This window comes from Streptomyces sp. NPDC005576, from assembly GCF_042871745.1.
Taxonomy (GTDB): Bacteria; Actinomycetota; Actinomycetes; order Streptomycetales; family Streptomycetaceae; genus Streptomyces.
The window spans coordinates 248,876-272,971 of sequence record NZ_JBIAJC010000012.1 but is presented as its reverse complement, the minus strand read 5'-3'; the positions used below and the strand labels follow the sequence as shown (position 1 = coordinate 272,971).

Here is a 24,096-nt window from a genome sequence, read left to right as displayed (position 1 = left end):
GCCGTACCGCGGGCCGGGCACGGTGCATTCCGGGGTCAGGCGCCCCGCTGCTCCACCGTGATCCGGAAGACCGGATGGTCGGGGCAGGCAGCCAGCAGTTCCGCGTCCGTCGACGTGGCGGTGATGCCCTGGAAGTACTGGTTCACCTCCCAGCCCCAGCGCTTCAGGTAGGCGCGGACCACACGCACCTTCTGCGCGTCGTCCGCGATCTCCACCGCGGTGAAGGCGCGCGTCCTGCGCCCCACGCGCAGTTCACCGCCGCCCGCCGCCCGCATGTTGCGCACCCACTGCGAGTGGCCGCGGGCCGAGACCAGGTACTGCTCGCCGTCGTGGACGTGCGGGTTCACCGGTACGCGCTGCAGCTTGCCGCTCTTGCGCCCCCGTACGGACATCTCCGCCGTGCCGAGGAGGCTGAAGCCGTGGCGGGCGAGCCACCCCACCACGCTGTTGAAACGGGTGCCGATCGCACCGGTTCTGAAGTAGTACGGCTGTGCCTGCGACATGGTGTCCCCAGTCCCCGAGCGCGATCGAGAGCGGTGCTCTCTGTTGAGATCAGTGTGCTCTCGACGGGGCGGCTTTGCAAGAGCACTGCTCTCGTTTCTGTTCGGTGATCCGACCGCGTGGCAGGATGGGCGTCATGAGTGCCATCAGGGGAGCCAGGGAACGCGCCCGTACCGAGATCACAGCCGCCATCAAGGACGAGGCGAGGGCCCAGCTCGCGGCGGAGGGGGCCGCCCGGCTCTCGCTGCGCGCCGTCGCCCGCGAGCTCGGCATGGTCTCCTCCGCGCTCTACCGCTACTTCCCCAGCCGCGACGAACTGCTGACGGCACTCATCGTCGACGCGTACGACGCCATCGGTGAAGCCGCAGAGAAAGCCGCCCGTGACACGACCGTGCGCCCGGACACCTCCTCCGCCGCCGCCTGGACGGCCGTCGCGTGCGCCGTCAGGGAATGGGCCCTCGCGCACCCGCACGAGTACGCCCTGATCCACGGTTCACCCGTACCCGGCTACGTGGCACCCCAGGACACCGTCGGCCCGGCCTCCCGGGTCGGCCTGGTACTCATCGGGCTGGTCCGCGACGCCCATCTGCACGAGGGCGTCACCACACCGCCGCTCTCCGCCGCGCTGCGCCCCGAGGCGGTCCGGATGGCGGCCGAGCTCGCCCCGGACCTGCCTCCGGCCAACGCCGCCGCGCTCGTCATCGCCTGGGCCCAGCTTTTCGGGCTCGTCTCCTTCGAGCTCTTCGGTCAGTTCAAGGGCGTGGTGCGGGACCGGGAGGCGCTGTTCCGTCAGGCGGCGGACGGCCTGGCGCACTCGGTAGGTCTCACGGCGCCCGGGGGGTGGCAGGGCGAGTTTCCCGGAGAGTGACCCGGAGACGGGGAAGAGCCGGGCGGCGTCATCGGCGACCGTCCTCCCGGGGCGTCAGATGATGGCGGAGTTCTCCGTCCAGAGTCCCGCCACGGCCTCGTCACCGCCGACGGTGACGGAGGAGAGCGGCAGACGGTTCCACAGCATCAGGTAGAGGGCCTCCGCGCTGCCGCTCAGCACGCAGTCGGCCACGGCCTCCCCGCCGTCGTCGCGCACGGCCTGCGGCGGTCCGGCCGAGAGCCGGACCGTCCAGGCGGCGTCGGCGTCGACCGCGTGCACCCGCAGGACGCGAGGGTCCTCGGTGCGCACCCGGCTCTTGGCGCGCGCGTGGAAACCGACGAGCAACTCGTCGATGCCGTCGAGCGCGCGGACCGTGTCCACCGAGGAGTACGGCGTCCCGAGTGCCGACTCGGCGTCCACCCGGTGCACCGTCGTCTCGTGCAGTTGGCGGCGCGCCCAGAACGCCGACCCCGAGGTCGCCGGCATGAACGTCCAGCAGACGCGGTCGCGCGGAGCGGTGTCCAACGCGGCCACCAGTGCCCGGTGCCCTTCGTCGAACCAGTCGAGCAACTCCTTGCCGTCCAGGTCGGGTTCGTCCTGCGCCGCGACGTACTCGGTATGCCCCTCGACGACGAACGCCGTCGCCCATCGGTGCACGGTGCCGGTGTGGCGCAGCAGGTCGCGCACCCGCCAGCCCGGGCAGGTCGGTACGGGAGCGTCCGTCCCCGCCTCCGCCGCCGCTGCCGCGAGCAACCGGCCTTCGTCATCGAGCTGTGTGATCTGTTCGGACATGTCCATGGCGCAGATTGTGGCAGGAAGAGGGGGGTGGCTGTCCACGCGTCAACGGTGAAGTCTCAGTCGCCGAAAGCGGGTTGAGCGGACGCCGGCGCACCTTGATCCGCCCGGCAGCGCCTGCAACTCCCCGTGACCCACACGGTCCGGGTTCCGGGATGGCGCCCATCCGGGAATCGCCCCCGGCGGCCGCGGCGCGATCGGCCGGCAGGCCCCGCCGGGACCGTCGGTGTCAGGGGCGCGGCGACGCCGTGCGGGAGACGTACCCGAGCGCGGCAGCCGCCGCGGAGAGCAGGGTCACCGTCGTCAGGGCGATCGGCAGCGAGAGCCAGTCCGCCAGGAACCCGATGACGGGCGGCCCGACCAGCATGCCGCCGTAACCGAGGGTGGACGCGGCGGCCACCCCACCGGGACCCGCCAGCGCACCCGCCCTGCCGACCGCGACCGGGAAGATGTTGGCCAGGCCGAGTCCTGTCACGGCGAAACCGGCGAGAGTCAGGGGGACCGTGGGGGCGAGCGAGCCCAGCAGCATGCCCGCCGCCGCCGCGCCGCCCCCGGACACCAGGGTCCGTGTCTGTCCGAAACGTTCCAGCAGGGCAGTGCCGGTGAGCCGGCCCACCCCCATGGCCAGGGCGAAGAGCGAGTAGCCGGCGGCTGCGGTGCCCGGTGTGGCGTGCAGGTCCTGGGAGAGGTGCAGCGCGCTCCACTCGGCGAGGGCACCCTCGCCGTACGCGGTACAGAGGGCGATCACGCCGAACAGGAGGACCACCCGGCGCACGGCAGGGCTCATACGGGGCACCGCGCCGCGGCTGCCCGCCGCGGAAGGTGCGGAATGTGCGGGAGGCGCGGCAGGCTCCGAGGGGGTGGAGCCGCCCGGTGGTGCGGTGGATTCCGCGGCTCCTTCCGGGGTGTTCCGGAGCATGACCGGCGCCGCGACCGCGGTGACCAGCAGGGCGGTCGCGGCGAGCAGGGTCAGATGGGCGACGGGGGAGAGGTGGCCGGCGGCGATGCCGCCGACGCCCGCGCCGGCCATGCCGCCGAAGCTGAACGCGGCGTGGAAGGTGGGCAGTACCGGCCTGCGCAGGGCGGCGACGAGGTCCACCGCCGCGCTGTTCATGGCGACGTTCATCCCCCCGTAGGCGGCGCCGAAGACCAGCAGGAGCAGTCCGAGCGTGAGCGCCGACCCGGCGTGCGCGGGCAGGGCGATGCTCAGGGAGAGCAGGATGCCGCACCAGACGCCGACCCGGTGGCTGCCGTATCGGTGGCAGAGCCGGCCGGTGAGGACCATCGTGATCACCGCGCCCGCCGAGACACCGAGCAGAGCGAGGCCGAGCGAGGAGGCGGAGGCGCTGATGTGGTGCTTGACGGCCGGGATGCGTACGACCCAGCCCGCGAAGAGGAAACCGTCGAGAGCGAAGAACGCGGTCAGCGCGATGCGGAGCCGGGCCGCGGAGGGTGGGGAGGTGCTTCCGCCGCGACTCCCCGTGTAGACCGTCCACGGTTTGTTCGGGTTCGGCACAAACTCAGCATAGGGGCGCGCCGGGAAGAGGCACAAGACGGGTGCGGCCGTGACCCGCAGCACGTCGTGACCTGGTTCCGAAGCGTCGGAGGCGCCGCGGGATCGTGGGAGACTCGCCCCCATGAACGGCAAGGTGTCCACCACGCGCACGAAGCTGGAGAGGGGCCGCAGCGCGCTCGGGCCGGCCCTGGAACTGGTGCACACGGGGCGCGCGCCCACGCGTGCCGTGCTGACCTCCGAACTGGGCGTCACCCGTGCCACCGCCGGCGCGGTCGCGGCCGAACTGGAGGCGCTGGGACTCATCCGGGTCGACTCCAGCCCCGGTTCTGCCGCCGGTTCGCAGGGCCGGCCCTCGCACCGGCTGTCGGTGTGCGAGACCGGCCCCGTCGTACTCGCCGCCCAGGTGCACTCGGACGGCTTCCGTGCCGCGCTGGTCGGCCTCGGAGGGAGGATCGTCGCCACCGCACCGGGCTGCGGCACCGTCATGGCCGACCCCGCCCAGGTGCTCGGCGAGGTGGTCGAGGCGGGCGCGCTGCTGCTGCGCGGCAGTGGACTGCGCTGCGTGGGCGCCGGGCTCGCCGTCCCCTCGGCCGTGGCCGAGCCGGAGGGAACGGCCCTGAACCCGATGCACATCGCATGGCCCGCCGGTGCCCCGGTGCGCGAGATCTTCCGTACCTGCGTGCGTGAAGCGGGCATCGAGGGACCGGTGTTCACCGGAAACGACGTCAACCTCGCGGCGCTCGCCGAGCACCGGCACGGCTCCGGACGTGGTGCCCAGCACCTGCTCTGCGTGGCGACGGGCCACCGCGGTGTCGGCGGTGCGCTGGTGCTGGACGGGCGCCTGCACAGCGGAAGTTCGGGGCTCGCGCTCGAAGTCGGACACCTCACGGTGAACCCGGAGGGCCGCGCCTGTCACTGCGGCGGCCGGGGCTGCCTCGACGTCGAGGCGGACCCGCTCGCCTTCCTCCTCGCGGCGGGCCGGCCGCCCGGACCGGAGGAGTCGCTGCTCAAGCAGGCGGGCGACCTGCTGCGTACGGAGTACGAGGACGGGGACGTACGCCGTGCGGCCGAGGCGCTCATCGACAGGCTGGGACTGGGGCTCGCCGGGCTCGTCAACATCCTCAACCCCGACCGGATCATTCTCGGCGGCCTTCACCGGGATCTCCTCGAAGCCGACCCGGAACGCCTGCGGGCCGTCGTCGCCGACCGCAGTCTGTGGGGGCGCAGCGGCAGTGTGCCGATCCTGCCGTGCACGCTCGCGCACGACAGTCTCGTGGGCGCGGCCGAACTCGCCTGGCAGCCGGTGCTCGACGACCCGTTGACCGTGCTCGCCTGATCCGGACCTCGCCTGATCCGGGGCCCGTCCGGCCCCCGGCCGGCCAGGCCCCGGGGCTCGTCCGGTCGTACGCCGGACGGGCCGGGGGTCCGGAGCGCCCGCACCGGGTCTCCGGAAACCGGCCTCGGAGTGATCCGCCGTACGTTCGCACCGTGTTGCGGGTGCGTCAGCCGAGAACCGCCGACCGGCTGGGGAACTGAGACGAAACCTCCACGGCTCCCGCGTACCGCCCGCCGAACGGCCCGTCGGTCGTCGATCCGTACACCGCGAGCGGTGGCAGGATCTTCGCGGTGGTGGACGGCGTGGACAGGGTGAACCAGACGACCTTGCCGGCCTCCTGTCCGGGACGGACACCCCAGCTCTCGCTGACCGCCGCGATGAGAGCCAGCCCGCGCCCGGACGTGGCGAAGGTCTCCGCCACGTTCACCGTGGGCAATCGTGGGTCGCGGTCGTGTACGGAGACCGTCAGCCGATCGAGCAGCAACTCGATGTCGACGGTGCACGACTTGTCCGGTTCCGCGTGGCGGTGGACGTTGGTGAGAAGTTCGGTGACGCCCAGGGCTGCCAGGTCGATCAAAGGATCGAGATGCCAGTGGCGCAGTTGCGCCGAGATGATTCTGCGGACCTGACCGATCCGCGACGGCAGTGCCTGGAGCTCCACCGTGCAGTGCCTGCTTGGCTCGCTGATCACGGCTGCGACTCCCCGAAAGAGGTCCGGAAGAAGACGGAGGAACGGATCCAGCATGTGGCTGGCTGGTGTTTCTGGCTGCTCTCGTGGTCCGTCGCGGCTGTCGGTGCCCTCGGTCGGAGGGTGACCGTCGTTGAACCGTCCGTGACGTGACTTCAGCGTCGCTCAGGGTGCCCCACCCCGCAACTCGCGGCCGTGGAAGCGGTTCAGGAGCGGACCGGGGGCTGATCGGGGCTGGTCGGAGGGCCCTTCCGGGGTGGGAGACGTGTCCGTGGCGCCCGCACGGGCCCGGCGGGCGCCCTCGACACGCCGCCGGGGCCGCCGGAGAGCCCGAGAGGCGGATGAGCTGCGTGCGGCCGAGGGTGCGGGCATGACGGGTACGGCGAGTACGGCAGATGAGGTGGACATGACGGTTGCGGTGGATGGTGCGGTGGGTCGCGGTGCGGCGCCGCACGACGTACTCGCCGGGTCAGCGGTGCCGGCAGCCGGCGCTGCGCAGGACCTCCAGGAAGTGATGTATCGGTGCCGTCCCGTCCGGCCGCCTGCCGCGTTGTCCCATGGTGAGGCGGTAGCGCACGCCGTTGACCCGGGCGATGGCCGAATCGGCCTGGGAGAACCACCGCTTCCAGGCACTGACGGCCCCCACCGGCGCGCTGTCGATCTCCCGGCCGTTGCTCGTCAGGAGAGCCACCCGGCCGTCCTTGACGATCACCTGCCCGGCCAGCGTGAGTGAGCGGGCCCAGCGCTCGATCCGCACCCCTCGTGCGCTGAACTCGACATCGTCCACCGCTCGGTCGCCCCCCTTTGTGCACATCGGCTCCTGGAAGAAGTCTTCCCGTCCCCGTGCTCGTTCAGTGCGCGTTGCGGGCTGAATTACGTGTACGCAAGGTGACGCCGCCGCGGTGTGCCGGAGTACCGGGCGTCCGCGATCCGTGCCCCGTACCCAAGCGATCCCTGGGGGAGATCCAAGTCCCGGTTTGCGCAGGTGGGAGGAATATCGTGGGGGCAAGGCATCACCGGCTCCACCAGGAGGATCAGCGATGGGCATCAGCGAGCACCGACGTGATGACGGGGCCGTCCCGACGACTGACGTCGACCGCAGTGACTCCGCGTACCGTTCGTGGCTCAAAGAGGCCGTGCGCAAGGTGCAGGCGGACGCGAACCGGTCGGCGGACACCCACTTGCTGCGCTTCCCGCTGCCCGAGGAGTGGGGCATCGACCTCTACCTCAAGGACGAGTCCACCCACCCGACCGGCAGTCTCAAGCACCGTCTCGCCCGCTCGCTCTTCCTCTACGGGCTCTGCAACGGCTGGATCCGCCCGGGCAAGCCGGTCATCGAGGCGTCCAGCGGTTCGACGGCGGTATCCGAGGCGTACTTCGCCAAACTGATCGGGGTTCCCTTCATCGCGGTGATGCCGAGGACGACCAGTCCGGAGAAGTGCCGTCTGATCGAATTCCACGGCGGTCGCTGCCACTTCGTCGACGACCCGCGAGCGATGTACGAGGAGTCGGCCGTGCTCGCCGAGGAGACCGGCGGCCACTACATGGACCAGTTCACCTACGCGGAACGGGCCACCGACTGGCGCGGCAACAACAACATCGCGGAGTCGATCTACCAGCAACTGAGGCTGGAACGCTATCCGGACCCCGCGTGGATCGTCGCCACGGCGGGCACCGGCGGCACCTCCGCGACCATCGCCCGGTACGTCCACTACATGCAGCACGACACCCGGATCTGCGTCCCCGACCCCGAGAACTCCTGCTTCTTCGACGGCTGGACGCGGCACGACCCGCTGGCGAGCAGCGACTGCGGGTCCCGCATCGAAGGCATCGGCCGGCCCCGGATGGAACCGAGCTTCGTCCCCGGGGCCATCGACCGGATGATGAAGGTCCCGGACGCGGCGAGTGTCGCGGCGGTACGCGCCCTGGAGCGGGTGATGGGCCGCCGCGCCGGCGGCTCCACCGGCACCGGGCTCTGGAGCGCTTTCAAGATCATCGCAGAGATGGTGGAGCGGGGCGAACAGGGCAGTGTGGTCACGCTGATCTGCGACTCGGGAGACCGCTACCTGGACAAGTACTACTCCGACGCCTGGCTGGACCAGCAGGGCCTCGACATCGCCCCGTACGCCGCCGCGCTCGACACCTTCCTGCGCACCGGAGGCTGGCCCGCCTGACGTCCGGGGCCCTTGCCCGTGGCGGACCCGTCCGCCGGCGCGGCCACGCCGTCCGGCTCGCGTGCCGCGGCCACGCCTACCGCGGCGCGCGCTCCGGCGCTTCCAGGAGGGCGTCGAGCACCCGCCCGAACATCCGCCGCCCCGCCGCCACCAGCAGGGGATCCATCCACCGGCCGGGAAGGAAGAGCCGGATGTCCTCGACCCACACCACATGGGAGCCGGCCCGGGTCGGCAGCACCTCGATCGACGCCCACCCCCGGACCGTCCGCCCGCGCTTCTCCAGACGGCAGAACCCCGCACGACCCGCCTCGGGGGGCGTCCAGCGCACCACTTCCATGGGGTCGTCGAAGGTGAGTGGGCCCATCCCCGTGCGGGCGACGAACACCGTACCGACCTCCGTCCGCCCACCGGGTGGAACGAGGACCGAGGTGAGCGGCACCATCGCGCCGTGCCGCTCCCAGTCGGTCACCCGCCGCCAGGCGTCGGCGGGTGGGAGGGACGTGAATCGCTCGATACGGAAGACGGCCACCGTCCGATCCTAAGGGCTGTCCCGCACTTCGTGGTGGATCAGTGCGCGGCGCCAGATGCGGTGCATCGCAAGGCGGAGGGTTGCCGGTGTGCTGCATGTACTCGGGCAACCCTCCGCCTTGCGATGCACCGCGCCGGACCTTGCCCGCTGATCCGACGCGCATGGTCAGACACGGCCTGGGGCCTGTACGGGGTCGTCGCGCGGAGGAAGGAACGGGGGGCTGGGCACGCTAAGCCGCAAGGCGCAGGAGCGTCCGCATACGGGCTGTGTGCCGGGCGCGCCGGACCGGGAGCGCGGCCGGGAAGGCGCCGGTCGGCGCTCGGTTCACGGCTGCTCGTCGGGTTCCGGTGCCCCGGCCGGCCCCGCGACCAGCAGGCCGCCCGGCAGCAGTTCCTCGATCTCCGCCCGTGACGCCGCCGACAGGCCCGCGTCCGTCACGAAGGTGTCCACCTCGCCGAGGGTTGCGAAGGAGCTCAGCCCGATCGTCCCCCACTTGGTGTGGTCGGCCACCACCACGACCCGGCGCGCGGCCGAAACCAACCGCCGGTTCGTCTCCGCCTCCGCCAGATTCGGCGTGGAGAGACCCGCTTCGTCGGAGATGCCGTGCACTCCGAGGAAGAGCACGTCGAAGTGGAGGGAGCCGATGGCACGGTCCGCCACCGGTCCCACGAGCGAGTCGGAGGGGGTACGCACCCCGCCCGTCAGCACCACCGTGGCCGCGCCCGCACGGGCGGCGCCGGAGGTGACCGGACGATGGGCGTCGTGGAAGACGTCGGCGACCCGCACCGAGTTGGTCACCACGGTCAGGTCCGGCACGTCCACCAGCCGCTGCGCCAGCGCGTAGGTGGTCGTACCGCCCGAGAGCGCGATGGCGCTGCCGGGAGCGGCCAGCGCCGCCGCGGCCCGTGCGATGTCCTCCTTGGCGCTCGGCTCCAGGGCCGACTTCACCTCAAAACCGGGCTCGTGGGTGCTCGTCCCGACGACCGGCACCGCGCCGCCGTGCACCTTCTCGATGACGCCCTGGCGGGCCAGCGCGTCCAAGTCCCGCCGGATCGTCATGTCGGACACGTTGAGGCGGCGGGTCAGCTCGTTCACACGGACTCCGCCCCGCTTGCGGACTTCGTCGAGGATCAGGGCACGCCGCTGCTCCGCGAGCAGATTCTGATTCTCGCTCACCGCGGTCGTCCGGTCCTTCCCTCTGGCCGTAGGGCTCCGCGGCACCGCGGAACGCCCGCTCAATCCTCCCACGCGCCCCGCGGAGAAGGGTCACCGAGGTCCGGACGTGGGGAGAATCGGTGAGAGGCCGTCACACGTCACCGATCCCGGCGATTCTGGTGCCACGGGTGCCGGCCCTCCGCGAGCCGCCGGACCTCCCGTTTCTCCACCCCCGCCCCCCGTGCCCGGCCGATACCTCCCTCCACGCGCGCCCGACCCTCCCCCCACCCGATACTTCCCCCCACTCCACCCGATGTCCCAGCTTCCACGCCCGCCGGACGGCCGGGCAGACCGGAGAGCGAGTACTCCCTTGGCCCCTGTCCCGCCGGTTTCCCGGTCCACCGGGATCGCGCTCGAACTGCTCGTCCACGGCGTCGGCGGCACCACGCCGCAGGAGATGCTCGGCGATCCGCGCACGGTGCGCGTGACCGGCGACCTCACCGCGGCGATGTACCGGCGCCCCGAGGACGTCGACGCGGAGGAACACCCCGAGCGCTACCGCGACCGGCCCGTCGCGGAGGCCTACTGCTGGTCCAACCTGACCTCCGGCAACGGCTCCCGTGCCCTGTGGCTGCTGCTCCTCCCGTTCATGGTCATCAACCTCGCGCACTGGATGCGGCCCGCCGCCGGGGGACGTACCCGCGCGGTCCGGCTCTACGGTGTGCTGGTCCGGCTCCTCGCGCTCAGCCTCACCGTGCTGCTGACGGCGGCAGCCTGCGAGGTGGCGCTCGACCTCGTGGCCTGGCAGTGCGCCGGCGTGTCCGCCTGCTCGGACCGGCGGTCCTGGCTCGGCTTCCTCTCCGCCGAGCAGGGCGGCTGGTGGTCCCAGCCCGGCAGGCGGCTCGCCCTCGCCGCCGCGCTGCCCACGGCCCTCGTCACCCTGCTCTGGTACCTGTCCAACCGCACCTGGAGCGCGTACGAGTCGCAGCGGCCCTTCCTGGGCACCGGCTCACCGGGCGCTGCGCGCGGCGGCCCGGGCGAGGACCCGGGCCGGGACACGGACGGCGATCCGGACAGAGGTCCGGGTGGTGGTCCGGGCGGCGGCACGCCGGAACCGACGGTGCCCCGCCGTGACGACATGCCGGACCACACGCCGGACGGTGCGCCCCCCGGTCGCCCCGCGCTCGGCCGCCCCGGCTTCTGGTACGGACGCCGGCTCGTCGCCCGGCTGCGCGCCGCGCACACCGCCGCGGGGCTCCTCACCGTCGCCGTCTTCGTCCAGCGGGCCGCCGCCGACTACGACTCCTCCCACCCCGGCCCCGGCCCCGCGCTCTTCGGCCGCCTGCTGACCGTCGCACTGGCGTTCTGCGCCCTCTTCGTCGTGGCCGTCGTCTGCGGTCGGGGCCGCAGCGAGCGACGTCTCGACCACCGCCTCGACCGGGCGGTCATCACCTTCCTCCCGTCCGCCGCTCTCGTCCTGCTGGCGGTCTCCCTCGTCCACGCGGGCTGGTCGCGGCCCGGCTGGACCTCCTCGGGTGTGCTCGTCGCGGGCGAGGACACCTTCCGGGCGCTCACCGTCGGCCAGGGCGTTCTCGTCGTCACGCTCGCCGCCGTCGCCCTGAGCCTCCACCGCCGCGCCCCGGACGCCCGCACCGCCCTGCACGGGCTGGGCGGCCCGGCGATCGCCATGCTGGCGTGCGCGCTGGGCGGGGTGATGACCGGCGGGCTCGCCCAGCGTGTCGCAGACTGGCTCGACGGCCCGGGCACCCCCGGCATGGGAGCGGGCTCGGTCATAGGAGGACCGCCCGTCCTGCTGAGCTGGCAGGCGTCGGTGCTCCCGGTGCTGCTCCTCGTCCTCCTCGTCCCCGTGGGCGTCCTCCTCGTCCGTACCGCCCGCCTCGCCCGCCGCACCGAGCCGGTCGTCGCCGCCGAGTACGCGCCGGAGTACCGGAGCCGCACACCCGAGCGGGGGCGTACGCGGCAGATCGCGCGGGTCCGGGCCACCGCCCGGCTCACCGACGAGGCCGCCTGGATCATCGGGCTGCTGTCCGGCGCCACCCTGCTGCTGGGCGCCGCGGCCCTGGCGGGCTCCTGGTCCACCGGGCAGGTGCCCGGCCGGGCCCTGGACGGGACCGGACCGTTCCTCGAATCAGCGGCCGAGGCCGCGCAGTCGACGGGTTCCTGGATGGCCGGCTTCGGTTTCATACTCTTCGTCGCCTCCGGCCGACGGGCCTACCGCGACGCCTCGGCCCGGCGGACCATCGGCATCCTCTGGGACGTCGGCACGTACTGGCCACGCGCCGCCCACCCCTTCGCGCCGCCCTGTTACGCCGAGCGGGCCGTGCCCGACCTCGCCTCCCGGATGTCCGCCTGGACGGCCAGGACCGGCGGCCGACTCGTCATCTCGGGCCACTCGCAGGGCAGTGTGCTCGCGGCCTCCGCCGTCTGGCAGCTCCCGGCCGCCACCCGCCGCCGTATCGCTCTTCTCACCTACGGCTCGCCCGCCGAACGGCTGTACGGGCGCTGGTTCCCCGCGTACTTCGGCCCCTCCGCCCTGCGCGGGCTGCACGGCTCGGTCCACTGCTGGCGCAACCTGTGGCGGGCCACCGACCCGATAGGAGGGCCCGTCCGGATCGACGAGGGAGCCGGACACCCGGAGGTGGACCGCGGACCGCTGAAGGACCCGTTGGTGCACGGCCGTACCGCCGAACTGCCCCTGCCCGAACCCATCCTGGGGCACTCCGACTACCAGGCCGACCCGGAGTTCGCCCGGGTGCGCGCCGCCCTGCTGGCCGAACTCGTCCCCGTACTGCCCCGGCAGGGCGACGGGGCCGGGCACCCGAGCACGGAGGATCAGGGGAGAGCGGGCAGGTCCTCCGGGTAGAGCAGGGTCAGGTCGTCCGTGCTCGTCTCCGCGAACTGGGCGACCCGGCCCGCGTGCCGCTCCACCATCGACTCGAAGGTCTGGCGCGCGGTACGGCCGTTGCCGAAGGCGGGCCCCTTGGGCAGCTCCGTGAAGTACTTCGTGAGGGCCTCGCCGGTGCCCTCGGCGAGGGTGTACTCGTGCTCCTCGGCCTGCTGCTGGACGATCCGCAGGAGTTCGTCCGGCTGGTAGTCGCCGAAGGTGATGGTCCGGGAGAAACGCGACGCCACACCGGGGTTGACGGTGAGGAAGCGCTCCATCTCCCGGGTGTACCCGGCGACGATCACCACCACGGCGTCGCGGTGGTCCTCCATCAGCTTCACCAGGGTGTCGATGGCCTCCCGCCCGAAGTCGCGGCCGGAGTCCTCGGGGGAGAGGGCGTACGCCTCGTCCACGAAGAGCACCCCGCCCCGGGCGCGGTCGAACGCCTCCTGGGTGCGGATGGCGGTCGAACCGATGTGCTCGCCGACCAGATCGACCCGGGAGACCTCGACCAGGTGGCCGCTCTCCAGCACGCCAAGGGAGGCCAGGATCTCTCCGTACAGCCGGGCCACCGTGGTCTTGCCGGTGCCGGGGGACCCGGTGAAGACGAGATGGCGGCGGACGGAGGCGGCCTTGAGTCCCGCCCGCTGCCGTCGGCGGCCCACCTCGATCATGTCGGTCAGCGCCCGGACCTCCCGCTTGACGCTCTCCAGCCCCACCAGCGCGTCGAGTTCGCCGAGCACGGCGTCGGAGTCGCGGGCCGGCTCGGCCGGCGGATCGGGCACGGGGGCGGCGGACGGCGCCGCGGCGCGCTGGGCGGGCATCGACCCGAGCGGCCCCGGCGTCGCCGCCTGGGTCGCGGTGAGCACGGGCGCGGGAGCGGCGGCGGGACCGCGCAGGGCGCTCTCGTCGCTGGTGCAGTCCTCCACGACCGGTCCGGCGCCGCCCGAGCCGTCGTGGGAGGTGCCCTCGGGGAACTCGTAACCGCCCCTCGCGCAGCGCTCGGTGCGGCACCGGGTGAGGGTGGTGCGGCACCCGTCCATCACGTGGAATCCGTATCCCTCACTGCCGGTCACCCGGCAGCCGTGGAAGGTGCCCCGGCCCTCGGCGGAGACGTAGAACCCGGCCTCGGCCGGCGAGGTCACCGTGCAGCGTTCGATGGTGGGGTCGGCGCCCTTGGTGACGATGACCCCGGTCTGCGCCGCGTCGATGGTGCAGTTGTTGAGCGTGCCGCCACTGCCGTGGTCGCGGAACCAGGCGCCGGTGGAAGCCTCCCTGATGCGGCAGTCGTCCAGCTGGGCGGTGGCTCCGTCGCTCACCGAGACGGCGGTGTTGCGGATCTGGGTCAGATCGCTGTCCACCACGTCGGCACGGGAACCGCGGTCGAGGACGAACAGGGCGTCGGGCACGTCGTGCACGCGGCAGGCGTCGAGTATCACCGTGGCGCCGTCGCTGACCCAGACGGCGGGATAGTCGCCCGTACTGTCGTGGATCTCGCACTGGTTGGCGTCGACCCTGGTGCCGGGGTCCCATACCGAGAGCCCGTTGCGGCCGAACCGCCGGACCGTCGAGCGGGTCAGCGTCAGCACCGACCGGGAGCGCAGGTCGATCGCGTTCTCCGGGATGTCGTGGATGTCGCAGTCGGCCAGCGTCAGCACGGCGTCCGTGTCGAGCGTGATGCCGTCACCGGAGGTGCGGTGCACGGTGCAGTCGGTGAGATGGGCCGAAGCGCGCGCGGTCACCTGGACCCCACTGCCTTTGACCTCGTACACCTCACAGCCGACGGCCTCCAGCCCGCTGCCCTCGCCGGTCACGCTCAGACCCGAACCGGAGGAGTGGTGCACGCGGCACCGGTCGAGCCGGGGGTGGGCGCCGTCGCGCACCGACACGCCGGACTGCCCCGCCGCGACGACCTCGCACTCCTCGAACACGCCGCCCGCGCCGTCCAGGACGGCGATCCCGACCCCTGCCGGATTGTCGACGGTGCACCTCCGCACGGTGGGGCGGCCGGCGCCGCGCACCTCGATCCCGGCGGCCGAGCGCGTCACTATCCGCAGGTCCACGAGGTCGGGGGCGCCGCCCTCCACCAGTACCGCCGGGGCCGCCGAGTCCTGGCCCTCCACGTGCAGGTCCCGGATGATGGCGGATGCCCGCACGGTGAGCGGCACGCCGTCCACCGGCGCGATCCGTACCGAGCCGACGGCCCCCTCGGGACCGCGCAGCGTGACCGCCCGCTGGACGACGAGATTCTCCCGGTACGTGCCCGGAGCGATCGTGAGGACATCGCCCTCGGCCGCCGCCTCCAGGGCCGCGCCGAGCGAGGGGTACTCGCCGGTGCGGCGCCGCCATCGCGATGTGCCGGTGTGCGTCACCTGGACCGTGCCCTGTGCCATGGCGCTGTTCTGCCCCCACCTCGTGCTGTGTGCGATCCCTCGTGCCCGTACGCACAGGTGTGCGACCGCGGGGTGCCGACGGCCTTCCGACGACGGCGCGGGCGGGTCCGCCCTGCCGAGGGGAAGGGCGGGCCGGTCCACCGTAGCGCGCGCGGCGGGCGGGAGTTGACGACTCCGCCCCCCACCTCGTCGAAGTCAGGCCCCGGACAAGGCCGTCGGCCCGCTCCGGAGAGTGCTTCGCGGCCACCGGGAAGCCCGTTCCGGACCCGGCCCGACGATCTGCGCGGGGCTGGTCCGTGAGATGTCGCGGGCGCCCGGCGATCCGGCCCGGGCGGTGTCGGTGAGCCGTTCAGGAGCCCGTTCCGGCCCTGCCCCAGTCGGGGCCCACCATCGCCCAGGCCCGGTCCAGTCGCGCGTACCGCCGTCGCACCATGCACCGCAGCACGGCCCGCCGGAGCGCCTCCACCACCCCCGCCGTCAGCACGAAGGCGCCCGTCCCGGCGAGGCCCGCGTGTATGTGTGCGGTGGGCACGTCCATGGGGCGAGGGGCGACAGCACCCCGGTCGTCGATCCAGATCCGCACCCGTTCACCGGCCTTGTGCACACCCGCCGCGACCGGGACCGTGCCGTGCCGGTCGCTGCCGTCCGGCGCCTTCCACCCCGCCGTCACCGTCTGCCGGGTCGCGGGAGTCACCCCGCTCTCCGGGTCGTCGGCGAACGCGACAGGACTCGGGGAGACGCTCAGCACGACCGCGCCGGCCCGATGACGGTGCGCGTGCTGCTCCCGGATCGTGTCGCGCAGGGCGGAATCGGTGAGTACGCCGCAGAACCGGCCGACGGCGGGAGCGACGACCAGCACCAGGAGGAGAGCGCCGAGTGCCAGCCACGCCTCGCGCCGGTCCGTCGCCCGGCACAGGGGATTGTGCCGCCAGCGCCAGACCCCCGTGACCGCTCGCACAGCCCATGCCCCCTCGCGCATCCGCAACACCCCGTCCGACGCGCTCACGTGCGCTCCCGGGGGGAATGCGGAGAGCGCCTCACCACCCGTCGACGCGCGCGTGTCCACCGGCGGTTCCCGGCCGTCCGCACGACGATCACGTCAAGGACGTTCACTCGAGAACACGGAACGGGTCACCGACCCGGACGGTTCCCGTGCCCTCCGGCACCAGGTTCTGGCCGAAGATCAGTTTCGTCCCCGCCCTGCGGTGCAGGGCGAGCGTGCGCAGCGGTTCCCTGCCCCGTTCCGCCGTCGACTGGTCGATGGTGGTGATCACGCACCTCGCGGACGGCTTCACCACACGGAAGGCGACCGCGCCGATCGCGACCCGCCGCCAGCCGTCCTCCTCCCAGGGGTCGGTGCCGTCCACCACGACGTTGGGCCGGAACCGGTTCATCGGCAGCGGGCCCTCCCCCCGGTGGTCGCCCCGCGAGATCAGCGCGTTGAGGGCCTCCAGTGAGGCGGCGGTGGTCACCAGCAAGGGGTATCCGTCCGCCAGGCTGACGGTCTCCCCGGGCCGTGCGTACGCCGGGTCGACGGGTCTCCGGTACGACGGCGCGTCCTGGTGGACGAGCCGGACCTCCGCCCCGAGAAACCCGCTCAGCCACGCGTGCGCGGCCGGTGCCGCCTCGATCACCTCGAACTTCTTGCCGAAGAGCTCCACGACGACCGTGTCCGCGCGCTCCGGCACCGCCACCGCCAGCGGCGCACTGCCGGGCGCCGACAGCTCCACACCACCGTTCGGCAGCGGCATCGCAACGATCCCCGTCAGACGGGGTTCCTGACGCTGTGTGACAGCTGTGCCCGCTCCGTCGACCACCATCCAGCGACGGTCACCGGCCAGTCCCCACGGCTCCACCACGGCTTCGTCGACGGTCAGCGCCGCCAGCGACTTGACGGGGTGGAGGTGGAGGGAGCACAGAACAGGAGGGGCCATCCGCTCATTTTGTCAGCCCCTTCCCAGGCCCCCGCACCCGCCCGCGGTTACGCCCGGAGACATCCCTGCGGGCGTGGGCGGTCAGTACCCCCGGCCCTGGTACGGCCGGTCGTACGGCTCCTCGTACGGGGAGGGCGCCGGCGCGGGACGGGGGGCCGCCGGCCGCATCGCCTCGTAGCCGGTGGCGGGCGCGGGCCGCGGCTGCTGCTGCGGCTGGTAGCCGCCGCGGCCCGGGGCCTGCTGCTGGGGGAAGCCGCGCGCCGGGGTCTGCTGCGCCGGGAAACCCCGGGCGGGCGTCTGCTGCTGCGGGTACCCCCGGGCGGGGGAGGGCTGCTGCGGGATGTACGGCGCGGGGGCGTGCTGAAGCTGTGCGGGCTGCATCTGCGCGGGGTGCATCGGAGCCTGCGGCTGGTACGGCTGCGCCGTCGGCTGCTGGTAGCCATACGAAGCGGCGGGCTGGGAAGGAGCAGCAGGGAGAGCCGGCAGGGAGGACGGCAGCGCGGGGAGGTAGCTGTTGCCGGTCTCGTACGCGGCGGGCACTCGGATCGGCGCGATCTGAGGTGTGCCTCGCTCCGCGACCAGGGAGTCGTAGATCGGAGTGTCGGCGAACGACGGTGCGGCGTAGTAGCCGCTTCCGTAGCTGGAGCGGGGGGAGGTCATGCCACCTAAGTTAAGCCCACGATGTGCTGGTTGGGGAGGTCGCCCAGAAGGTTGTTTCGCGAGTTGTGTGCCAGCTGAGTTCACCAATGCGAGCGAACTTCCCATAAAGGGTCACCTTGGGCTGTAGTGATCGTGTAAAGAGCGCCCGGTTGTCAGTCGTAAGATCCTGCCGCGTCCCGGTTTGGGGGACGCGGCACGACGTCGTGGGCTCGGTGCGGCGAAGCGCCGACCGCTCGTCAGAAGACCGCGTCGGCCAGCGCCGCGCCGGCGAACGACAGTCCGACCCCGGCTCCCACGCTGAGCACCAGATACCCTCCCGCCGTCGCCAAGTGGCGGGCCGAGGTGAGAGTCAGCAGCTCGTACGAGAACGTCGACCAGGTCGACAGGGCGCCGCAGAAACCGGTGGCGAGCAAGAGCTGTACCCGCGGCCCCAGATCTCCGTCCGTCGCGGCGGCGGAGACGAAACCGAGCACCAGCGCGGCAGACGCGTTGGCCGCGAACGTGCCCCACGGCAGAGCGGTGTGCAGGCGGTACTTGGCGTCCACCCCGAGCAGATAGCGCACGGGCGCACCCACCAGCCCGCCGGCGAGGACCAACAACCAGTCGACGATCACGCGCCCTCCCCGGAGCGACCTGGGTGACCGGTGCGGTCGCCCGTCCCGAGGAGCGCGTGGGTGGCGAGGGCGCCCACCGTGACGGCGGCCAGGGCGCCGACCACCGTCAGCACCAGGCAGCCGACCGCGTAGCCGGGCTGTCCGTTGTCGAAGAGCTCCCGCACGTTGTCCGTGTAGTGCGAGAACGAGGTGAACCCGCCGAGCAGTCCGGTGCCCAGCAGCGGGCTCACCAGCCGGTGGGTGCCGGGAAACCTGAGCTTCACGGTGACCATCAGGACCCCCATGAGGAAGCACCCGACGACGTTGACCAGCAGGATCGTCCAGGGGAACGCCGTGGGGCCGTCGGGCCAGAGGCGTTCGGCCTCCCAGCGGGCGGCCGCCCCGGCGGCACCCCCGATCGCGACGGCTCCGACGACGGAGAGCTGGACCCCGGGATGGTGATCGGGGTGCGGAAATCGATGCAGGCGCATCTTCGTACTCATCCGCCGAACCTATGGAGCGGTCGGCGCCATCGGCATGCGGGGCGCGCGTCTGCACGAGGTTGCACTCGGCCGGGCGAGTATCGGAACGCCCGCCGCGAGATACACCTACTTATATGCCTGTAATGGGAATTGAGTAGTTTCCCTCCGCATGTCGCGCCGCGACGTGCCTTCGACGGAGAGCGATCCCGCTCGCCGTACCCGGGAGCATGCCTTGCCCCTCACCGAGCCGGACGCGGTCCGCGGACTCGAACGCCGCCAGCCCAGCGGATACCTGCTGGCGTCGGTCCGCGGATTCGGTCAGGTCGACCTGCAACCCAGTCTCTGGACCGGGGTTCTCATCCTCGCCGCACTCTGGGCTGCGGGGTGGCGCATCGGTCTCTTCGCCACCCTCGGCACCCTGATCTCCACCGCCGCCGCCTACGCACTGCGTGCCGACCGCTCCGGCATCGTCCTCGGTCTCCAGGGCTACTGCGGATGCCTCACCGGCATCGCCCTGGTCACCTTTCTGGGGCACCACCCCGCCACCTACGTCCTGACCGTCGTCGGCGCCCTCGTGTGCACCCTGCTGATGGCGGCCCTCGCCACGCTCCTGACACCCTTCGCGCTCTCCCCGCTCACCGCGCCCTTCTGCCTCGTCTCCGGCGTCATGGTGCTCGGCGCGCCGTCGTTCGCCAGGATCTGGAACGGGGCGCCGAAGGGGGTTTCCAGCACCACGAGCGGGGACACCGCCGTCTCCTGGGACGTCCTCTGGCATGCCTTCTTCACCAACGTGTCGCAGATCTTCCTGGTCGACGAGTGGTACGTGGGCCTGATCATGCTCGTCGGCCTCGCTTGCGCCGGCGTACGCGTCGTCGCGTACGCGGCCGCCGGCAGCGTGGTCGGCATCGTTGCGGCGTGGGCGCTGGGCGCCCCCACCTCGCTGATCGCCGAAGGCATCTACGGCTACAACGCCGTCCTCGTCGCCATCGCCGTCGGCGCGGTCTTCCTCGCCCCCACGGTGTGGAACGGCGTCTACGCGCTCTTCGGCGCGGCAGCCACCACCGGTCTGACGGCCTCGCTCACCTTGCTCTTCAAACCCTTCGGCGGCCACACCTTCACGTGGCCGTTCATCCTCACGACCTGGGTACTCATGGCCGCGGTCCCCCAGCTGCCGCGCTTTCGCAAGAGCGGCTGAACCCGCCCCGCCGTACCCCCGACCCCTCTCCGTCACGCACCCTGGAAGGTACCGACGATGAACCTCGCACCGCGCGAGATCGACAAACTGCTGGTGTACGTCGTGGCCGACCTGGCCCGCAAACGCCAGGGCCGTGGTCTCAAGCTCAACTACAGCGAGTCCGTGGCCCTGATCTCCGAGGCGATCCTGGAGGCGGCCCGCGACGGAAAGAGCGTCGCCGACTGCATGGAGCTCGGCCGTCACGTCGTGGGCGAGGCCGACACCATGCCCGGGGTACGGGAGATGCTCGGTCTGCTGCAGATCGAGGCGTCGTTCGTGGACGGCACCAAGCTGGTCTCCTGTCACGACCCCATCGGCGGATGACCATGGCGTCCGACCACCGCGTGATCGCCGTCTGCGGCCACGAGGCCGGATACGGATCGGCCCTGCGCGACCTCGAGGGCTCCGGCGTCACGGTCGTGGCCGGCGGCCGCGAGCTGTACCGGGCCGTCGCCGCGACCGGACCGGGCGAAGAGCCTCCCTGCGTGGTGCCGATGACCCTGGGGCGAGACGCGCGGCTCGTCGCCGACACCGCCCGGACCCTCCGCGCGCTGCCGCCGCGCACCGGCCCCCGGGCCCTGCTCACCGCACCCTTCGGCACGTCCCAGCACCTCGTCGCCTGGCTGCGCGCGGCGGCCGGCCGGGTGCCCTCCGGCTCCGCGCTGCTCGTCACCGCCCCTGCAGGCGACCCCTTCGACGACGCCGAGTTGCACCGGGTCACCGCCTTGGTCCGCCGCTACGGCAACCACCCCCTCGTCGAGGTCGCGTTCACCGGCGGCGACCCCGACCCGGCCGAGGGGGTCCGGCGCTGCCTCCTCCTCGGCGCCGACCGGGTGGTGGTTCTGTCGGCCGCCTTCGCCGTGCCGGACCCGGCGGCCCCCGGTGCACCGGATCTGCCCGGCATCCGCGTCGAGCACGCAGGCCCCCCGGTCTCCCGGACCGCGCTGGCCACGATCCTCGCCGAACGGGCCCTCGACGCCCGACGGCGCTGGTCCGAGCGGAGCGACGACGGAATCTCCGCCGGGCTCTCCGCGGCCGACGACCACGGTCACGGCCACACCCACCCGCCGGGCGAGGGCCACGACCACGACGGTCACAGCCACCGCCACAGCCACCCTTCGGGCGAGGACCACGACCACGCCCACGAGCACCCGGGTCACGGCCACACCCACCCCCCGGGTGAGGACCACGCCCACGACCACGGCCACCCGCACCACCACGGCCACCCGCACGACCACGACCACCACCGGCACGACGCCGGCCACCACCACGGCCCCTCGCATCCGCGCCCCGGCACGACCGCCGACGGCGCGGCCCGATCCGTCAGGAGCTCCGCATGACGTTCCGCCAGAAGTACCTCTACGGCGAGGACCCCGTCGAGATCAACGCGGGGCGCCGGACGGTCAAGCTGACCGTCAGCAACACCGGCGACCGCGCGATCCAGATCGGCTCGCACTACCACTTCTTCGAGGTCAACTCGGCGCTGTCGTTCGACCGCCAGAAGGCACTCGGCATGCACCTCAACATCCCCGCCGGCACCTCGGTGCGCGTCGAGCCGGGCGGCACCCGGGAGGTGGAGCTCTGCTCCTACGCCGGGACGGGCCGCCTCGTCGGCTTCAGCGGTCTGCTCAACGGCAGCCTCGCCTCCCACCCCGCGAGGGTCGAAGCGGTACGCAAGGCCATCGAGCGCGGATTCGAAGGGGCCGGCCCCCGCCGGACCTGGGCCGACGACAGCGAGACGCGGTCCAAGGCGACACCGCAGGGCGGGGACGCCGGGGCGTCCAGCGAGAAGGACGGCCAGGCGGCCGACAAGCAGGCCAAGTCCAAATCCAAGAAGAAGGGTTCACGCTGATGCCCATCCTGCCGCGCAAGCAGTACACCGACATGTTCGGCCCCACCGTCGGTGACCGCTTCCACCTCGCCGACACCAACCTCGTCGTCGAGGTCGAGAAGGACTTCAGCGAGGGCCAGTACGGCGACGAGGTCCTCTACGGCGGTGGCAAGACCATGCGGGACGGCATGGCCTCCGACCCCCAGGCCACCAGCGCCCAGGGCGCGCTGGACACCGTGATCACCAACGTCGTCCTCATCGACCCCGTCGTCGGTGTGGTCAAGTGCGACATCGGCATCAAGAACGGCTTCATCGCGGGCATCGGCAAGTCCGGGAACCCGCAGACCCAGAACAACGTGCACCCGGACCTCGTCATCGGCCCCGGCACCGAGGCCATCGCGGGCGAGCACCTCATCGCCACCGCCGGAGCCATCGACACCCACGTCCACCTGATCGCCCCCCAGCAGGCGGAGCAGGCACTCACCAACGGCATCACCACCCTCATCGGCGGCGGCACCGGTCCGTCCGACGGCACCAACGGCACCACCTGCACCCCGGGCCCGTACAACATCGCCCGGTTCCTCCAGGCGGCGGAGACCTTCCCGGTCAACCTCGGCATCATGGCCAAGGGGAACGGCAGCCTCCCCGAGGCGCTCAACGAGCAGATCGTGGCCGGTGCCTGCGCCCTCAAGGTGCACGAGGACTGGGGCGCTACCCCGGCCGTCATCGACAACGCCCTGAGCGTCGCCGACCAGCACGACGTCCAGGTCGCCATCCACACCGACAGCCTCAACGAGAGCGGATTCTTCGAGGACACCCGCTCCGCGATCGACGGCCGCACCATCCACACCTTCCACAGCGAGGGCGCGGGCGGCGGCCACGCCCCGGACATCATGCGGGTGGCGGGGGAGCCGAACGTGCTGCCCTCCTCCACCAACCCGACGCTGCCGTACACCAAGAACTCGGTGGACGAGCTGCTCGACATGGTCATGGTCTGCCACCACCTCAGCCACGACATCCCCGAGGACGTCTCCTTCGCCGACAGCCGGGTCCGCGCCGAAACGATCGCCGCCGAGTCGGTCCTGCACGACCTCGGCGTGATCAGCATGTTCTCCTCGGACTCGCAGGCCATGGGCCGGGTCGGGGAGTCCGTCACCCGCGCCTTCCAGACCGCCCACCACTGCAAGGACAAGCTCGGCACGCTGGAGGGCGACTCCGCCCGCAACGACAACCAGCGGGTGCTGCGCTACCTCGCGAAGGTCACGATCAACCCCGCCATCGCCACCGGCATCTCCGACCACGTGGGTTCGATCGAGAAGGGCAAGCTCGCCGACATCGTGCTCTGGCCCATCCACTCCTTCGGCGCCAAGCCCAAGATGGTGATCAAGGGCGGCATCATCTCCTGGGCGCAGATGGGTGACCCCAACGCCTCGCTGCCCACGCCGCAGCCGGTGATCTACCGGCCGATGTTCGGCCAGTACGGCAAGGCGCTTCAGGCGACGCACGCCACCTTCATGTCGCAGGCCGGCATCGCCGCCGGGGTACCCGCCGAGCTGGGACTGGAGCGCATGGTCCTGCCGGTGAGCCGGACCCGGACGATCGGCAAGCACAACATGATCCGCAACGACGCCCTGCCGGACATCAAGGTGGACCCGGAGACCTTCAAGGTCACGCTCAACGGCAAGGTCGCCACCATCGACCCCGCCCAGGAACTCCCCCTCAACCACCTGTTCTTCCTGGTCTAGGGCGGACGCGTGTACCAGGAAGAGGGCGACCCCGCCCCGATGACGGGGGCGGGGTCCGCGGGCGGCACCCAAGGGCTCGGACCGCTGCTGGTCAGTCTCCAGCTGACCGACTCGGCGTTCCCGAGCGGCTTCTACACGCTTTCGCACAGCCTGGAGGGGTTCGCGCAGACCGGGGCGGTCGACGCCGACAGCCTGCCGTCCCTCCTGGCGGACCTGCTGCTGCACGCGGTGGGTCCCGCCGACGCCACCGCGCTCGCGCTCGCCCACCGGGCGACGTGTGCGGGCGACCCGGAGGCCGTCGTCGGGATCGACGAGCACCTGTTCGCGACCAAACTCGGCCGGGAGATGCGCCAGGCCGCCACCCGGACCGGTCGGCAACTCCTCGACCTCGGACAGGAGGTCTTCGACCGCCCCGAGATCGGCGACTACTTCGGCCGTGTCGTGCGCCGGGAAGCCCCCGGAACCCAGGCGGTCGCCGCCGGAATCATCTACGCGGCGACCGGCGTACCGGTCCGCCAGGCCGTCGCCTCGGACCTCTTCGCGTTCTGCGCGAGCTTCGCGGGCGCGGCCCTGCGCCTGCGGCTCACCGACCACCGCAGGGCCCAGACCCTGCTGCGGGGCGTCGCCCCCGTCATCCAGGCCGCCGTCGAGGCCGCGCTGCGGCGCGAACTCGCCGACGTCGGCGCCTCCGCCTTCGCCTCGGACGTCATGTCGGGCCGTCACGAACGTGCCGAGGCCCGTCTCTTCGCCAGCTGAC

23 protein-coding genes are annotated in these 24,096 nt (G+C 72.2%); 10 read left to right on the top strand and 13 right to left on the bottom strand.

The genetic code is table 11. The annotated features are described in order from the left end of the window. Positions 1-35: 35 nt before the first annotated feature. Positions 36-503 carry a nitroreductase family deazaflavin-dependent oxidoreductase gene (locus tag ACFYPN_RS23110; RefSeq protein WP_389300652.1) on the bottom strand — a complete coding sequence of 156 codons (468 nt, stop codon included), beginning with the start codon at positions 501-503 and terminating at the stop codon, positions 36-38. 134 nt (positions 504-637) lie between these two features. Here ACFYPN_RS23110 and ACFYPN_RS23105 point away from each other — a divergent pair, with 134 nt between their 5' ends. Continuing rightward, a complete protein-coding gene (locus ACFYPN_RS23105; protein ID WP_389300651.1) occupies positions 638-1,369 on the top strand; it encodes a TetR/AcrR family transcriptional regulator in 732 nt (243 codons plus the stop codon). Between the two features lie 54 nt (positions 1,370-1,423). On the opposite strand, the gene ACFYPN_RS23100 is transcribed toward ACFYPN_RS23105, so the two are convergent. Both ACFYPN_RS23100 and ACFYPN_RS23095 read right to left on the bottom strand, forming a co-directional pair. Next, the gene (locus tag ACFYPN_RS23100) at positions 1,424-2,167 is read right to left on the bottom strand and encodes a maleylpyruvate isomerase family mycothiol-dependent enzyme (protein ID WP_358765259.1); all 744 of its coding nucleotides are present in this window, start codon (positions 2,165-2,167) and stop codon (positions 1,424-1,426) included. 226 nt (positions 2,168-2,393) lie between these two features. After that, entirely contained in the window at positions 2,394-3,680 is a 1,287-nt protein-coding gene (locus ACFYPN_RS23095) for an MFS transporter (protein WP_389300648.1), read from the bottom strand. 121 nt (positions 3,681-3,801) lie between these two features. Between ACFYPN_RS23095 and ACFYPN_RS23090 the strand changes: the two genes are divergently transcribed. Beyond that, positions 3,802-5,016: an ROK family protein gene (locus ACFYPN_RS23090; protein WP_358765256.1), complete on the top strand. Its 1,215-nt coding sequence runs from the start codon at positions 3,802-3,804 to the stop codon at positions 5,014-5,016. Positions 5,017-5,182: 166 nt separating this feature from the next. On the opposite strand, the gene ACFYPN_RS23085 is transcribed toward ACFYPN_RS23090, so the two are convergent. Continuing rightward, positions 5,183-5,707 (bottom strand): ATP-binding protein, encoded by a 525-nt coding sequence (locus ACFYPN_RS23085; protein WP_358765254.1) that lies wholly within the window; start codon positions 5,705-5,707, stop codon positions 5,183-5,185. Between the two features lie 466 nt (positions 5,708-6,173). Beyond that, entirely contained in the window at positions 6,174-6,518 is a 345-nt protein-coding gene (locus ACFYPN_RS23080; RefSeq protein WP_389300645.1) for a hypothetical protein, read from the bottom strand. Between the two features lie 226 nt (positions 6,519-6,744). Between ACFYPN_RS23080 and ACFYPN_RS23075 the strand changes: the two genes are divergently transcribed. Continuing rightward, positions 6,745-7,878: a PLP-dependent cysteine synthase family protein gene (locus tag ACFYPN_RS23075; protein ID WP_358765250.1), complete on the top strand. Its 1,134-nt coding sequence runs from the start codon at positions 6,745-6,747 to the stop codon at positions 7,876-7,878. 76 nt (positions 7,879-7,954) lie between these two features. On the opposite strand, the gene ACFYPN_RS23070 is transcribed toward ACFYPN_RS23075, so the two are convergent. Both ACFYPN_RS23070 and ACFYPN_RS23065 read right to left on the bottom strand, forming a co-directional pair. Then, positions 7,955-8,407: an SRPBCC family protein gene (locus ACFYPN_RS23070; RefSeq protein ID WP_389300642.1), complete on the bottom strand. Its 453-nt coding sequence runs from the start codon at positions 8,405-8,407 to the stop codon at positions 7,955-7,957. 324 nt (positions 8,408-8,731) lie between these two features. Then, on the bottom strand, positions 8,732-9,583 hold the full coding sequence (locus tag ACFYPN_RS23065; protein WP_358757648.1) for a DeoR/GlpR family DNA-binding transcription regulator: 852 nt from the start codon (positions 9,581-9,583) through the stop codon (positions 8,732-8,734). Between the two features lie 436 nt (positions 9,584-10,019). Here ACFYPN_RS23065 and ACFYPN_RS23060 point away from each other — a divergent pair, with 436 nt between their 5' ends. Further along, on the top strand, positions 10,020-12,446 hold the full coding sequence (locus ACFYPN_RS23060) for a hypothetical protein (protein ID WP_358757878.1): 2,427 nt from the start codon (positions 10,020-10,022) through the stop codon (positions 12,444-12,446). On the opposite strand, the gene ACFYPN_RS23055 is transcribed toward ACFYPN_RS23060, so the two are convergent. From ACFYPN_RS23055 to ACFYPN_RS23030, 6 genes are all read right to left on the bottom strand, one after another. Then, positions 12,416-14,860 (bottom strand): right-handed parallel beta-helix repeat-containing protein, encoded by a 2,445-nt coding sequence (locus ACFYPN_RS23055; protein WP_358757649.1) that lies wholly within the window; start codon positions 14,858-14,860, stop codon positions 12,416-12,418. The two genes, ACFYPN_RS23060 and ACFYPN_RS23055, sit on opposite strands and share 31 nt — an antisense overlap. Positions 14,861-15,209: 349 nt before the next feature. Beyond that, on the bottom strand, positions 15,210-15,866 hold the full coding sequence (locus ACFYPN_RS23050; RefSeq protein ID WP_389300639.1) for a hypothetical protein: 657 nt from the start codon (positions 15,864-15,866) through the stop codon (positions 15,210-15,212). A gap of 103 nt (positions 15,867-15,969) precedes the next feature. Then, complete coding sequence (locus ACFYPN_RS23045; protein WP_389300637.1) at positions 15,970-16,794, bottom strand: MOSC domain-containing protein; 825 nt, start codon at positions 16,792-16,794, stop codon at positions 15,970-15,972. Positions 16,795-16,875: 81 nt separating this feature from the next. Next, positions 16,876-17,454 carry a DUF6643 family protein gene (locus ACFYPN_RS23040; RefSeq protein WP_389300634.1) on the bottom strand — a complete coding sequence of 193 codons (579 nt, stop codon included), beginning with the start codon at positions 17,452-17,454 and terminating at the stop codon, positions 16,876-16,878. A gap of 236 nt (positions 17,455-17,690) precedes the next feature. Then, the gene (locus tag ACFYPN_RS23035; RefSeq protein WP_358757880.1) at positions 17,691-18,065 is read right to left on the bottom strand and encodes a CrcB family protein; all 375 of its coding nucleotides are present in this window, start codon (positions 18,063-18,065) and stop codon (positions 17,691-17,693) included. Further along, positions 18,065-18,550, bottom strand: coding sequence for a CrcB family protein (locus ACFYPN_RS23030; protein WP_358757657.1), 486 nt, complete (start codon positions 18,548-18,550; stop codon positions 18,065-18,067). The genes ACFYPN_RS23035 and ACFYPN_RS23030 overlap by 1 nt, the downstream gene beginning before the upstream one ends. 211 nt (positions 18,551-18,761) lie before the next feature. Between ACFYPN_RS23030 and ACFYPN_RS23025 the strand changes: the two genes are divergently transcribed. Genes ACFYPN_RS23025 through ACFYPN_RS23000 form a run of 6 tightly spaced genes read left to right on the top strand, consistent with a single transcriptional unit; the run spans position 18,762 to position 24,095 of the window. Beyond that, the gene (locus ACFYPN_RS23025; RefSeq protein ID WP_389300631.1) at positions 18,762-19,724 is read left to right on the top strand and encodes an urea transporter; all 963 of its coding nucleotides are present in this window, start codon (positions 18,762-18,764) and stop codon (positions 19,722-19,724) included. Between the two features lie 57 nt (positions 19,725-19,781). Further along, complete coding sequence (locus ACFYPN_RS23020; protein WP_275495626.1) at positions 19,782-20,087, top strand: urease subunit gamma; 306 nt, start codon at positions 19,782-19,784, stop codon at positions 20,085-20,087. Further along, entirely contained in the window at positions 20,084-21,103 is a 1,020-nt protein-coding gene (locus ACFYPN_RS23015) for a cobalamin biosynthesis protein CbiX (protein ID WP_389300627.1), read from the top strand. Before ACFYPN_RS23020 ends, ACFYPN_RS23015 begins: the two co-directional genes overlap by 4 nt. Further along, positions 21,100-21,615, top strand: a complete 516-nt coding sequence (locus ACFYPN_RS23010; RefSeq protein ID WP_358757663.1) for an urease subunit beta — start codon at positions 21,100-21,102, stop codon at positions 21,613-21,615. The genes ACFYPN_RS23015 and ACFYPN_RS23010 overlap by 4 nt, the downstream gene beginning before the upstream one ends. Further along, complete coding sequence (gene ureC, locus ACFYPN_RS23005) at positions 21,615-23,339, top strand: urease subunit alpha (protein WP_358757665.1); 1,725 nt, start codon at positions 21,615-21,617, stop codon at positions 23,337-23,339. Before ACFYPN_RS23010 ends, ureC begins: the two co-directional genes overlap by 1 nt. A gap of 9 nt (positions 23,340-23,348) precedes the next feature. Next, complete coding sequence (locus ACFYPN_RS23000) at positions 23,349-24,095, top strand: urease accessory protein UreF (protein ID WP_389300623.1); 747 nt, start codon at positions 23,349-23,351, stop codon at positions 24,093-24,095. Position 24,096: the final 1 nt, after the last annotated feature.

What these genes read in the sequence shown, in the direction of transcription:
- ACFYPN_RS23075 (WP_358765250.1), top strand. Translation starts at nt 6,745, where the DNA reads ATGGGCATCAGCGAGCACCGACGTGATGACGGGGCCGTCCCGACGACT.
- ACFYPN_RS23100 (WP_358765259.1), bottom strand. Translation starts at nt 2,167, where the DNA reads ATGGACATGTCCGAACAGATCACACAGCTCGATGACGAAGGCCGGTTG.
- ACFYPN_RS23060 (WP_358757878.1), top strand. Translation starts at nt 10,020, where the DNA reads ATGCTCGGCGATCCGCGCACGGTGCGCGTGACCGGCGACCTCACCGCG.
- ACFYPN_RS23040 (WP_389300634.1), bottom strand. Translation starts at nt 17,454, where the DNA reads ATGACCTCCCCCCGCTCCAGCTACGGAAGCGGCTACTACGCCGCACCG.
- ACFYPN_RS23045 (WP_389300637.1), bottom strand. Translation starts at nt 16,794, where the DNA reads ATGGCCCCTCCTGTTCTGTGCTCCCTCCACCTCCACCCCGTCAAGTCG.
- ACFYPN_RS23110 (WP_389300652.1), bottom strand. Translation starts at nt 503, where the DNA reads ATGTCGCAGGCACAGCCGTACTACTTCAGAACCGGTGCGATCGGCACC.
- ACFYPN_RS23055 (WP_358757649.1), bottom strand. Translation starts at nt 14,860, where the DNA reads ATGGCACAGGGCACGGTCCAGGTGACGCACACCGGCACATCGCGATGG.
- ACFYPN_RS23015 (WP_389300627.1), top strand. Translation starts at nt 20,084, where the DNA reads ATGACCATGGCGTCCGACCACCGCGTGATCGCCGTCTGCGGCCACGAG.
- ACFYPN_RS23090 (WP_358765256.1), top strand. Translation starts at nt 3,802, where the DNA reads ATGAACGGCAAGGTGTCCACCACGCGCACGAAGCTGGAGAGGGGCCGC.
- ACFYPN_RS23105 (WP_389300651.1), top strand. Translation starts at nt 638, where the DNA reads ATGAGTGCCATCAGGGGAGCCAGGGAACGCGCCCGTACCGAGATCACA.
- ACFYPN_RS23030 (WP_358757657.1), bottom strand. Translation starts at nt 18,550, where the DNA reads ATGAGTACGAAGATGCGCCTGCATCGATTTCCGCACCCCGATCACCAT.
- ACFYPN_RS23010 (WP_358757663.1), top strand. Translation starts at nt 21,100, where the DNA reads ATGACGTTCCGCCAGAAGTACCTCTACGGCGAGGACCCCGTCGAGATC.
- ACFYPN_RS23020 (WP_275495626.1), top strand. Translation starts at nt 19,782, where the DNA reads ATGAACCTCGCACCGCGCGAGATCGACAAACTGCTGGTGTACGTCGTG.
- ACFYPN_RS23080 (WP_389300645.1), bottom strand. Translation starts at nt 6,518, where the DNA reads ATGTGCACAAAGGGGGGCGACCGAGCGGTGGACGATGTCGAGTTCAGC.
- ureC (WP_358757665.1), top strand. Translation starts at nt 21,615, where the DNA reads ATGCCCATCCTGCCGCGCAAGCAGTACACCGACATGTTCGGCCCCACC.